Annotated in this window: 8 protein-coding genes; 3 read left to right on the plus strand and 5 right to left on the minus strand. The window is 32.8% G+C overall.

Features of this window, described 5'->3' with window-relative positions; genetic code table 11:
- The first annotated feature begins 36 nt into the window (after positions 1-36).
- A complete protein-coding gene (locus tag N1F78_RS01330) occupies positions 37-3288 on the plus strand; it encodes a LamG-like jellyroll fold domain-containing protein (RefSeq protein WP_406684400.1) in 3252 nt (1083 codons plus the stop codon).
- A 229-nt stretch (positions 3289-3517) separates the two neighbouring features.
- Entirely contained in the window at positions 3518-8437 is a 4920-nt protein-coding gene (locus tag N1F78_RS01335) for a LamG-like jellyroll fold domain-containing protein (protein ID WP_406684401.1), read from the plus strand.
- A 304-nt stretch (positions 8438-8741) separates the two neighbouring features.
- Here N1F78_RS01335 and hisS read toward each other — a convergent pair whose 3' ends face one another.
- From hisS to rpsF, 5 genes are all read right to left on the minus strand, one after another.
- Entirely contained in the window at positions 8742-10112 is a 1371-nt protein-coding gene (hisS, locus tag N1F78_RS01340) for a histidine--tRNA ligase (RefSeq protein WP_406684402.1), read from the minus strand.
- Between the two features lie 94 nt (positions 10113-10206).
- Positions 10207-10674 carry a DUF6495 family protein gene (locus tag N1F78_RS01345; RefSeq protein WP_406684403.1) on the minus strand — a complete coding sequence of 156 codons (468 nt, stop codon included), beginning with the start codon at positions 10672-10674 and terminating at the stop codon, positions 10207-10209.
- A 93-nt stretch (positions 10675-10767) separates the two neighbouring features.
- Positions 10768-11220 (minus strand): 50S ribosomal protein L9, encoded by a 453-nt coding sequence (rplI, locus tag N1F78_RS01350; protein ID WP_406684404.1) that lies wholly within the window; start codon positions 11218-11220, stop codon positions 10768-10770.
- 13 nt (positions 11221-11233) lie between these two features.
- Positions 11234-11530, minus strand: coding sequence for a 30S ribosomal protein S18 (gene rpsR / locus N1F78_RS01355; protein ID WP_019388303.1), 297 nt, complete (start codon positions 11528-11530; stop codon positions 11234-11236).
- Between the two features lie 2 nt (positions 11531-11532).
- Complete coding sequence (rpsF, locus tag N1F78_RS01360; protein ID WP_406684405.1) at positions 11533-11871, minus strand: 30S ribosomal protein S6; 339 nt, start codon at positions 11869-11871, stop codon at positions 11533-11535.
- A gap of 198 nt (positions 11872-12069) precedes the next feature.
- On the opposite strand from rpsF, the gene N1F78_RS01365 reads away from it, so the two are divergent.
- The gene (locus N1F78_RS01365) at positions 12070-12765 is read left to right on the plus strand and encodes a LytR/AlgR family response regulator transcription factor (protein ID WP_406684406.1); all 696 of its coding nucleotides are present in this window, start codon (positions 12070-12072) and stop codon (positions 12763-12765) included.
- The last annotated feature ends 7 nt before the right edge of the window (positions 12766-12772 follow it).

Consider the following 12772-nt stretch of genomic DNA (forward strand, 5'->3'; position numbering starts at 1 on the left):
TTGGTTATTAGCCCCCTAACTAAACACCAACTACTTATGAAAAAGGTTTATGTCCTTTCAAAATACATCATAATTATTCTTTTCCTGTTTTTTTATGGAAAATTGACAGGACAAGATTATTCAGATTCTGATGGAAGAATTATTTGGAATGCATCAGCAAATTTAGGTTTCAACAACAATATATCTGGTATTGGTAGAGATGATAATGCTAATCAAAACATAAAACAGTCTGCAAATACCATTGATGATATTACAATAGGTATAAAAGAAATAGCCCATTCAAATAATTTAAATTCAAACAATTTCTTTGCAGATAAAACCTTTTTAATGTGGGGACACAATAATGCCAGTACAACACCAGGCAGCATTATTAGTAAAAATTTTGGCTCTTCTACAGATGTAAATACACTTGTACATGCTACACCTATTGAAAGAATCTGGAAAATTGTAGTTACAGATTCGGTTCCAACCATAAAACTCTCTGTACCCTTAAGTATGGTTTCTTCAACCAACTCTGGTAATGATGAATATGTTATGATTATTGCAAATGATGCTAACTTCACTTCTAACGTAACGTCTACCACAATGAAAACAATTGGCAATTCATTAGAAGTTGACTTTTACTTTGAGGGCACAAAATTTATAACATTTGGTTCCACCTCCATTACCGAAGAAAGGAAAAGAGCTCTAAGTTTTGACAATAACTTAGACACCTTCCTAACTGCAGGTAATGTAAATGACCTTTCTAACACCGATTTTACTATTAGCGTTTGGGTAAAAAGAAGCGAAAAATCAGGAGATTTTGATTTAATATCAAAACGGAATTTTGATTCGGGTTTAGAAATAGACGGAAACTATACCAGCGGATATTCACTTGCAATAAATTCCAACAATCAGGTTCTAATGCAATGGAAAAATCCAGATGACTCTTCAAATAACATTTTACAATCCTCCAACGCTTTACCTGATAATAAATGGCAGCATATTGCAGTAACCTACAACTCAAACACAAATTTAGCTAACCTCTTTATTAATGGTAGTTTAGAGGTTCAAAATAGCAATATGAACCAAATGCATACGCCTTCAGATGGGCACTTCATTATAGGTGCGACTCACCATATAAAAAGGCAACAAAAGTTTGACGGCTCTATTGATGAAATACGTATATGGAATTTACCACTCACTGAAGAACAGATTCAATATACTATGAATCAGGAAATCGAAAAAAACAACAATCTTTATGTAAATGGCAAAATTTTGCCAACCAAAACAACAAAAAACGAAATAGGAACTATTTCATGGAGTCATTTAATAGCCTATTATCCCATGAACAAAATGGTTTTTGGAAGTATATTAGATGAATCTATTAATAGAAATGACGCATCCATGATTAATTACAATCATATTGATTATCAAACTGCCCCTCTTCCATACAAAACGGCACAAGATGGTAATTGGGATGATGAAACCACATGGGTTAATGGAAACTTACAATATTTACCAGGTAGTAAATCTGAAATAAATACCAAAAACACTATAGATTATAACATTATTGAGATAAATCATAATGTTCAAATGAGCAATGCAGACACCTCTTTTATCCCTACTGATAGTAATGGAAATAGAACGGTTTTAGGTTTAATTATTAATGATAGTGATTTACAAATTGTTGGGAACACAGAACAGAATACAGGCTATTCATTAACAATATCACATTACCTGAAATTAAATGGAACTATTGATCTTGAAGGAGAATCTCAATTAATCCAAACAACCAACTGTGATCTTGATTCCACAAGTTCGGGAAGTTTAGAAAGGGATCAACAAGGAGATTCAGACACCTATGTTTACAATCATTGGTCATCTCCTGTATCACCTTCCGTTAACGCTAGTTATACAACCAAAAACGTTATAAACAATGTTGGATTTTTAACGTCAGGATATAATGGTACCCAAGCACCAGTGCAAAATGCTGACTATTGGATATGGAAATTTGCCCATAACCCAAACAACCAATATTCACAATGGCAGCATGTTAGAAGTACAGGAGCAATTTCTGCAGGAGAAGGGTTTACAATGAAAGGCCCTGGTACAACAGCTCCTGAGCAAAATTACACCTTCAACGGACTTCCACATAATGGAAATATAAACCTAAATATTGTTAAAAACAATGATTATTTAGTTGGTAACCCATACCCTTCATCAATTGATGCTAACTCATTTTTATTGGATAACATGGGTATTGAGGATGGAGGAACCAACCAAGAAGGAAACATTATTAATGGCACAATCTATTTCTGGGAACATTATGCTAATAATTCTCATATTTCATCTGAATACGAAGGGGGTTATGCCATGTATACTTTAATGGGGGGTGTGTGTTCTTTAAATCATCTTGAAAAAATCAATAATCATGAAATGGCTCAACCAAAATTACCTACACGATACATTCCCGTAGGGCGTGGGTTTACAGTATCAGCCTCATTAGATGATAATTTAGTGGAGTCAAATAATCCTGGTATCTCCCAACCAATTATTGGAGGTAATATATTATTTAAAAATAGTCAGCGTGTTTTCAAAAAAGAATCAAATCAAAATATAAATGATTTAAGACAAAAACTAAGGATTTCATTTAATTCCCCTGATGGTTATCAACGTCAATTATTAGTTGGTTCAGACAAAAATGCTTCAAATAATTTTGATTTGGGTTATGATGGCCTTTTAATTGAGGATAATAAGGAAGATTTATTTTGGACACTATCAAATTCTAAACTAATCATACAAGCTGTTGATACAATTAATCACACAACAGTGTTACCTCTCGGAACAAAAATAAATAAAGAAGGGCTTGCTACTTTTAGTATAGATACAATAGAAAACATTACAAATAATTTAGACATTATTTTACATGATAAAGAATTAAATATTCATCATAATTTAAAACTAGGCAATTACGAAACCATACTTAATGCAGGAGAGCATTTAGAAAGATTTGAGATATTATTTAATAATAACTCTAATCAATTGTCAACAGAACAAGAATCCAATGAAAGCTTACAACTATATTATTCCAAAGAAAAAAGAGCTTTAATCGTATTAAACCCAAGTTTAAAAAGCATTGAAAGTTTAGGAATGTACAATATTTTAGGACAATCCATAATGGACTCAAAAATAAACTCCAGAGTAAAACTCTTAGAGCAAAAAATTAATAATGTAAGGACGGGATACTATATTCTTAAATTGGAATTCGAAGGTAAAATAGTATCTAAAAAAGTATTAATTAATTAAAATAAGCTTTCAAAACACAATAAATTCTGCAAAATTTTCTCATAAGATTTAAAACGTATATTTTGCATTTCGTCGAATATTTTAACTTTTAAACGATTGCCTTGATATTTTTCATATATTTGAATTGCTATTTCAACGTTCGATAATCTATTAGACCCCAATCCAATAGGTTTTGAAGTGTAATTTTAAAACTTAATATTTAGTTCTCAAGCTAAATATAAACCTACTTATGAAAAACCTTATTCCAAAATATGGGATAATTATATATGTGTTTAGTATATCTTTTTACTATAATACATATTCGCAAACCGTACTAGACAGTGAGGATTTTGAATCTGACTGGGGTATCTGGAATTCTGGTGGTGGCGATTGTACAAGAACCAATAGTTCTACACCTAATGGAACATACATGATAGATATCCAGGATAACTCTGGAACGGCTTCCTCAATGACAACCGATGATATTGACATTAGCAGCTATGGCAGTGTTGAATTTGCCTTTGACTATGAAACGGTTAGCATGGAAACTGGAGAAGACTTTTGGTTACAGTATTCTGATGATGGTGGTAGTAATTGGTCAACATTAGTTACTTATGTTAGTGGTACAGATTTTAGCAATAATAGTGCTGAAAGCGATTCTATTACCATTAACTCTGGCACTTATACCTTTGCCTCAAACTCTCAATTCAGAATTAGGTGCGATGCTAGTAATAACTCTGATGATGTTTATATAGATAATGTAGTTATAACCGGTTATCCGCCAGGGCCTGAAATTGAAACTCAAGGGAATAGCGTGGAAATTGTTGATGGAGACACAACTCCTTCTTCTGCAGATGATACGGATTATGGAACGGCAAATATAGGTACACAAATAACTAAAACTTTTACAATTAATAATAGTGGAACTGTAGATTTAAACATTTCTAGTATTTCGCTCTCAAACACTACTGACTTTTCAATAACAGGAACCGTTTATTCCTCACCAGTTGCTGCAAGCAACAGTACTACATTTACGGTAACATTTAATTCTGTCAGTGTTGGAACTAAAAATTGTGATATAACAATTAATAATGATGATTCTGATGAAGGCACCTATTTATTCAGAATAGAAGCAAATGCCGTCCAAAACTTCTTTGATAGTGATAATGACGGAGTATATGATAATATAGATATTGATGATGACAATGATGGCATTTTAGATTCTGAAGAAGAATCCTTTTGTCAAAATTCAAGTATAGCCAATACTGTAAACTACAAATTTCTAAACGAGACTTTTGGTACCGGTACTTCTAGAACCACTATTAATACAACATATGATGCCGAAACTACTTACTGTTATGAAGATGGAACAACCAGCGGCTCTGATTGTGCTTCGCAAAGCAATAATAACTTAAGTGATGGTCAATATGTTGTTTATTATAAGGCTGCTGATGGAGATAGTACAAATGACACTCCAATAGGAGAAGTAGCTTCTTGGGCAGATGATTACTGGTATACTGGGGAAGACCATACCTCTGGCGACACAGATGGTAGAATGGCCATGTTTAACGCTTCCTATGACCCAGGAACATTTTACACAGCTACTATAGTAGGTGCTTTACCCAATATTCCTATAACGTATAGCTTCTGGGTATTAAACTTAGACACCACTACTGCTCCTGGAATTGGATCAAGGTTAAGACCAGACATCTTAGTAGAATTTAGAGATGCTAGCGACAACCTCCTTGCATCTATCACAACAGGTGATATTCCTCCGTCTATAAATGGCGACCCAGCAAATAGCTGGCATCAATTTACAGCAGATTTAACATTTAGTGTAAGTGAATTTTACGTATACTTTATTAATAACGAAACAGGAGGTACGGGAAACGATTTGGCTATTGATGATATTTCTATTTCGCAAACCTTATGTGATTCCGATGACGATGGCGTAGCCGATGTTTTTGATTTAGATAGTGATAACGACGGTATCCCTGATGTTGTTGAAGCTGGTTTAGGTTCTTATAGCGAAGGTAAAGCCACATTAACAGGTGTAGGTTCATGGATTGATGCCAACACAAATGGTATGCATGACTCCGTTGAGAGTAATACAGCACCAGATTCTGATGGTGATGGTACACCAGACTTTTTGGATTTAGACAGCGACAATGATTCTATATTTGATGTAGATGAATCTGGAGCTACAAATTCTGGTGATGCCAATTATCAAAATGGTGATGGTGATATAAGTGGTGATGGTGTTGGAGATGGTACAGATACAGATACAGTAAGGGAAACTGATGTGGATTCCGATGGAACACCAGAATATTTTACTGATGGAATATTAGACCTTTATGATTTCTTTGAAGGAGGCACCATGGCCACCGCCTACGGAAACAGCAACCAAGGATCTACAGGTACAGGATGGGAATACTATGTTTTAGATACTGATAACGATGGAACGCCCGATTATCTTGATATAACTTCAGATGGCACAAATTATGATATTGCTAATACACTTTATGCTAGTTTAGATGCTAACGATGATGGTATTATAGACGATACAAATGATACTGATGAAGATGGTATTGTAGATTCATTTGATACGGATGATGCTTTATTTGGCTCTCCTAGAGATTTAGACACACAACTACAACTCTATTTTGACGGGAGAAATGATTATGCCGCCGAAACTACAGTTATTGACAATACTTGGAACGAAGCTTCTATCATGACATGGATAAAAATTGATCCAGCTTCAACAGGAACACAAATAATTTTAGGTCAGGATGAATTTTATCTTCAATTAAATTCAGACAAAACCATTACTGCTTATGCAGATGGAAATACATTAAACTATACCACCATTTTATCCACAAATCAATGGGTTCATGTAGCTGCAACATTTAAATGTGATTGCCTTTCTGGCGACTTTAACCTATACATTAACGGAAATTTAGAAGAAACATCTAGCCCTAGCTCAGGAGGTTTTAATACGGATACCTCAAGTTTTACAATAGGCAGACAACCAGATACTGATAGCAACTATTTCCATGGCTATATTGATGAAGTAAGAGTATTTAATAAGGCGTTATCTGAGAATGAACTACATAAAATGGTTTATCAAGAAATTGAAGATAATAGTGGTATTGTTAGAGGAAGTACAATTCCATTGGATATTACTGATTTCGATAGTGGTACGGAAACAACAACCCCATTAAGTTGGTCATATTTAGAGCGTTATTACAGATTAGACACGTACAAAGATGATATTATTGACGATTTAACCACCGCATCAGTAGATGTTGGCACAGGAGCTAAAATTTATAACTCAAAACTTATTGAAGCGCAAACAGCTCCACTCCCATTTACAACAGAAGTTTCATGTAGTGGAAACTGGAGTGATTCAAGTAATTGGGTTTATGGAGACATTTGGGATATTAATAACACCCATTCAGATTGTGCGATTATCAAAGTAAGAGGAAATATGGAAACTAGCTCTAACCATTCTGCAGTTGGTATATTGCTAGAAAGCGGAAGTAATTTGGAAGTTTCAGGTGACTCTTCATTAAATGTAAGTTGGTATTTGGAATTAGATGGTAAAATTGATCTTGAAGGAGAATCTCAACTTATCCAAGGAGCAGAAAGCACTTTAGATGCTACAAGTGAAGGAACTTTAGAAAGAGACCAACAAGGTACAGCAGACACCTATACTTATAATTATTGGTCTTCTCCAGTAGGACTAGCTAATAATTCTACTAATAATAATGCTTTTAAAGTAACGGATATATTTACTAACGTTACATTCACCAGTTCGGGTTACGATGGAAGTGATTCTCCTCTAACTTTAGCTGATTATTGGATATGGAAATTTAGTAATCAACCCAGTCAATATTCATCTTGGCAACATGTTAGAAGCACTGGAACCCTTCAAGTAGGAGAAGGTTTTACAATGAAAGGCCCGGGAACTGGATCAGTTTCTTCGGAACAAACCTATATTTTAGAAGGAAAACCCAACAACGGAGAAATTAATTTAACAATTACTGAAGACAATGATTATTTAGTTGGAAACCCATACCCATCTGCAATAGATGCCCATGAATTTATAATTGATAATGGAGATACCGTTGAAGGAACAGGATCAACCACTGGTACATTATATTTTTGGGAGCACTGGGGAGGTGGTTCGCATGTATTAGCAGAGTATCAGGGGGGATATGCAACATATTCACTCTCAGGAGGAGTCCCTGCTGCGTCCATGGGTTCAAATCATCCAGATGTCGGTACTGGAGGAATTCCTACCAAAACCCCCGGTAGGTATATACCAGTAGGTCAAGGATTCTTTGTTAAAGCTGAATCTACTGGAACTATAAAATTTAAAAATAGTCAACGCGTTTTCCAAGTAGAAGATGGTTCTAATTCACTCTTTGTAAAACCAGGAAAAAACGATAAATCTAATAGTATAGCTGAAAATAATATAAATGGAGATCCAAGATTAAAAATCAGGTTAGGTTTTTATTCAGTAAATACCATTCGCAGACAATTATTAACTACGGTTGACGAGAATAGTTCTATTCATTATGATTGGGGTTATGATGCTATTTCTAAAGATGAACAATTTGACGACATGTATTGGTTGATAAATAACAACAAATACATGGTGCAAGGCATTGATGAAATTAATGAAAGTACGATATTACCACTAGGCATTCATACAAGAGATGATGGAATGAACGAAATTTCAATAGATGCACTTGAAAATGCCCCATCAGATTTGGAAGTTTACCTGTATGATAAGGAACTAGATTTATTACACAACCTAAAAACTAGTGCGTATGAAATTTTCTTGACTGCAGGAGAATATTTAAACAGGTTTGATATTCGATTTTCTAACTCTCTAAGCCTAAACACTAATGAGGAGGATAATATACCTATACTTGTATACTTTTCAAATAAGATTAATAGTATTGTTATTCTTAACCCTAAGTCTACAGCTATAAAATCTATAGAAATGTTGAATTTATTAGGACAGTCTCTATTTAAATTTGAAACAGGTTACACAAGACAAAATTATATAAAATATAAAGCCAATCAATTTGCCACTGGTAATTATATATTAAATATAGAAACTGAATTTTCTAAAATATCCAAGAAGGTTCTAATAAAATAACGCCAAAAACTCCTTGAAAAACAGCTAAATTTTGGGAAAAGCCAATAAATAAAACCCAATATTACCTTAGAAATTACACAAAATACTGCATTTCATCGAATATTTTAGTCATTTTGTCGATTGAATGGTTTTTTTTTATATATTTGAGTAGCTATTAAAAATATAAAGTAGCAACCTAGTTCAAAAAATATAATTTTTAAGATAAAATAGTTTAGTTTTTTTTATAGTTAGTTTAGTTAGTCAAATTTAGTTGTAGCCCCAAATCTACTCTAAATTTAAGGAGAGAGCCCGATAGGGCTCTTTTCTAGTTTATATAAGAAATCAATTCAGGCAACTCTACTTTATTCTGTTCTCCAGTTACCATGTTTTTTAGAGTATATGTATTAGAATTGATTTCCTCATCACCTACTAAAACAACATATGGAATATTACGCTTGTTGGCATGTGTCATTTGTTTTTTCATTTTAGTTGCATCAGGATATAATTCTGCATTAACACCAGCCTGCCTTAAAGCTATAATAGCTTTTAAACTAAATAGTGCTTCTTTTTCACCAAAATTTATAAATAACACCTCAACATTATTGTTTACAGCCTCTGGAAATAAATTCAATTCTTCTAGAACAAGGTAAATTCTGTCTAATCCAAAGCTAATGCCAACGCCGCTAACATCTTTCATTCCGAAGATACCTGTTAAGTCATCATATCTTCCGCCACCACCTATAGAACCTATTTTAACTTCTGCAGGAGCAGATACTTCAAAAATAGCACCTGTATAATAATTTAACCCACGCGCCAGAGTTACATCTAACTGTAAGGTAGCAGTTGTTAACCCTAACTCAGAAATAGCAGCATCAATAAATGCAAGCTCTTCTATTCCTTTTAAACCTTCTTCTGAAGTTGATAAAATAGATTTTAAACTTTCTATTTGAGATTCAAAACTACCAGACAAAGTAAATAAAGGTTGTAATTTATCTATACCTTCTTCAGAAATACCTTTACTCAGCATTTCTTCTTTTACCTTCTCCTCTCCTATTTTATCAAGCTTATCAAGAGAAACTGTGAAATCAATTAACTTATCACTTGCACCAATAACCTCAGCAATTCCAGACAAGATTTTTCGGTTATTAATCTTTACAGTGACCCCTTCTAGTTTTAAAGCAGAAAAAACAGTATCATACAATTGTATAAACTCAACCTCTTGCCATAAACTTTTGCTCCCAACAACATCAGCATCACACTGGTAAAACTCTCTAAAACGGCCCTTTTGTGGTCTGTCAGCTCTCCAAACTGGTTGAATTTGATATCGTTTAAATGGTAATTCTATCTCATTTTGATGTTGTACCACATAACGCGCAAAAGGAACCGTTAAATCGTATCTTAGCGCTTTTTCAGATATGCTAGAAGTTAACCCATTTGAATCCTTACTATCATAAGCTTCAACATTAGCTTTAGCTAGATAATCCCCAGAATTCAAAATCTTAAAAATCAATCGATCACCTTCTTCGCCATACTTTCCCATTAAAGTACTTGAGTTTTCAAAACTTGGTGTTTCAATAGGTAGAAACCCAAAAGTTTCAAAAGCTCCACGAATAGTATTAAAAATATAATTACGCTTTGCAACTTGTTCAGGGTTAAAATCTCTTGTTCCTTTCGGTATACTTGGTTTTTGAGCCATTAAATAAAATTAAAAGTATATTCTTACTCATGCAAGAAATACAAAAATAACGGATTAATTTGAAATATTTTTCTGCTTTAGAATGAATGACATACTAATTTATCAAGTTATTAAAATAATTAAACAAATCGCCTTTTGTAATAACAGCACCCTGTTCTATCATTTTAAACTTATCTAAATTCTTATCCTCCGTATAGTCTTTGTTGGCTTGCAAAAACTCAACATTTTCATCCATTAAATTTTCACGCAACCAGTTATAACCTTCAGTAGTAGTAATATCAACATCACTCTTAACATTAAGAACTATAGCCTGCATATCAATATCTCCTAATTTAAACAAATACATATGTTGTGCAGAAATATGCTCGAGATATTCGGCATTGTTTAAAACACCTTCCCATATTAAATCACTAAAAACATCTAATTCTGTTTCAGCCAATTCTGGTTTATTTGTCTTTAAATTGGTCCACTCTTCTTCTGTTATTTGTTGAGTAGCTAGAAAATTTATAAATTCTTGGTGTAGCTCTTCAAATTGTTCTTTTGTAAGTCTTGAATACTTCATCTTACTAAACTATAATGTTAATATCAAATTGTATTATAACAAAAAAACCGTCTAGAAATTTCTAAACGGCTTTTAAATATTCAAAATTTGAAATTATTTTGCTTGAGCAATAACTTCAAATGGTAATTCTACAGATACTTCTCTATGTAAACGTATAATAGCATTGTATTTACCTAAACGTTTTACGTTTCCACCAATTACATTGATGAATTTTTTATCTATATTTTGACCTTCTTTTTCTAAAGCAGCTGCTACATCTATATTATTTACAGATCCAAATAATTTATCACCTGCGCCAACTTTAGAAGCTATCTTAATTTCTAAAGCCTTTAAAGCTTCAGCAATTTTATTGGCATCATCAACTATTTTCTTTTCCTTAAAAGCTCTTTGCTTTAAGTTTTCTGCTAATACTTTTTTAGCAGAAACAGTTGCTAAAATAGCTTGCCCTGTAGGAATTAAAAAGTTTCTACCGTAACCGTTCTTAACTGTTACAACATCGTCTTTAAATCCTAAATTCTCAACGTCTTGTTTTAATATAAGTTCCATTGTTATCGGTATTTTACTTTAATAAATCTGCTACATATGGCATTAAAGCTAAGTGACGTGCTCTTTTTACAGCAACAGACACCTTTCTTTGATACTTTAATGAAGTTCCTGTTAAACGTCTTGGTAAAATTTTACCTTGTTCGTTTACAAACTTTAATAAGAAATCTGGGTCTTTGTAATCAATGTACTTAATACCAGACTTTTTGAAACGACAATATTTCTTTTGCTTGTTAGTTTCAATATTAAGCGGAGTTAAATATCTAATTTCTCCGTCTTTTTTTCCTTTAGATTGTTGTTCTATTGATGACATAATTAAGCTTTTTGTTTAAGTTTTTCTCTTCTTCTCTCAGCCCAAGAAATAGCGTGTTTGTCTAACGATACCGTTAAATAACGCATAAAACGTTCATCACGTCTAAACTCTACTTCTAAGTTATTAATTACTTCACCTGCAACAGTGTACTCAAATAAGTGGTAAAATCCACTTTTCTTGTTTTGAATTGGATAAGCTAATTTTTTTAAGCCCCAATCTTCTTTGGCTACCATCTTAGCTCCGTTAGAAACAAGAAAATCTTCGTATTTCTTTACTGTTTCCTTTATCTGATCTTCAGATAAAACGGGATTTAAGATGAAAACAGTTTCATAATGATTCATAAAAATCTATTTATTTGTTAAAAATTGGGTGCAAAAATACTTATTATATACATATAAAACAACTATTTATTTACTATATTTACTCAGTATTACAAATGTTAAAATTTTGTTAAATCGTGTTGTTTATCGATGTTTTTTGGTTTTTGACGTAATTTTTTGTACTATTGTCGATATCTTAACCGAAATAATACAAATGTTATGACTTTAAACTGTGTAGTAGTAGACGATTCAGCAATACAACGTCTCTCTATTGTTAAGCTTGTAGAGAACCACCCTTCTCTTAACTTAATTGCGGAGTACAGTAGTGCTTTAGAAACGAAAAATGGATTAAATACGCACCAAGTAGATCTTATCTTTTTAGATATTGAAATGCCAGTACTAAATGGATTTGAACTATTAGACGTATTAAACAAAAAACCTCAAATTATTTTTGTAACCGGTAAAACCGAATATGCTTTTAAAGCATTTAATTATGATGCTACCGATTATTTGCACAAACCAATTACAAGAGAGCGCTTTAATGCCTCAGTTGAAAAAGCTTTAGAACAACACCGATTATTGCTTAACCAAAATGAAGAAGAAGGTGAGCATATCTTTGTAAAGAGTAACCTTAAAAAACGTAAGGTTTATATTAAAGATATTAAATGGATTGAAGCTCTTGGTGATTACGTAAAACTAGTTACTGAAGACACAAGCTTAGTAGTTTTATCTACAATGAAGGCTTTTGAAGCCGAATTACCAGAAGGTAAATTTTTAAGAATCCACAAATCGTATATTGTGAATCTTGATAAGATTGACAGATTTAACAGTAAAAATGTTGAAGTGGGTGCTTATGAAATTCCTTTAAGCAGAAACAAAAAGACACAATTGGTGGATGCTTTAAATAATATTTAAAAAGAAT

It is taken from the genome of Seonamhaeicola sp. MEBiC01930 (genome assembly GCF_045277075.1).
In the GTDB taxonomy this organism is placed as follows: domain Bacteria; phylum Bacteroidota; class Bacteroidia; order Flavobacteriales; family Flavobacteriaceae; genus Seonamhaeicola.

What these genes read in the sequence shown, in the direction of transcription:
- rpsR (WP_019388303.1), bottom strand. Translation starts at nt 11,530, where the DNA reads ATGTCATCAATAGAACAACAATCTAAAGGAAAAAAAGACGGAGAAATT.
- N1F78_RS01335 (WP_406684401.1), top strand. Translation starts at nt 3,518, where the DNA reads ATGAAAAACCTTATTCCAAAATATGGGATAATTATATATGTGTTTAGT.
- N1F78_RS01345 (WP_406684403.1), bottom strand. Translation starts at nt 10,674, where the DNA reads ATGAAGTATTCAAGACTTACAAAAGAACAATTTGAAGAGCTACACCAA.
- N1F78_RS01365 (WP_406684406.1), top strand. Translation starts at nt 12,070, where the DNA reads ATGACTTTAAACTGTGTAGTAGTAGACGATTCAGCAATACAACGTCTC.
- rpsF (WP_406684405.1), bottom strand. Translation starts at nt 11,871, where the DNA reads ATGAATCATTATGAAACTGTTTTCATCTTAAATCCCGTTTTATCTGAA.
- hisS (WP_406684402.1), bottom strand. Translation starts at nt 10,112, where the DNA reads ATGGCTCAAAAACCAAGTATACCGAAAGGAACAAGAGATTTTAACCCT.
- N1F78_RS01330 (WP_406684400.1), top strand. Translation starts at nt 37, where the DNA reads ATGAAAAAGGTTTATGTCCTTTCAAAATACATCATAATTATTCTTTTC.
- rplI (WP_406684404.1), bottom strand. Translation starts at nt 11,220, where the DNA reads ATGGAACTTATATTAAAACAAGACGTTGAGAATTTAGGATTTAAAGAC.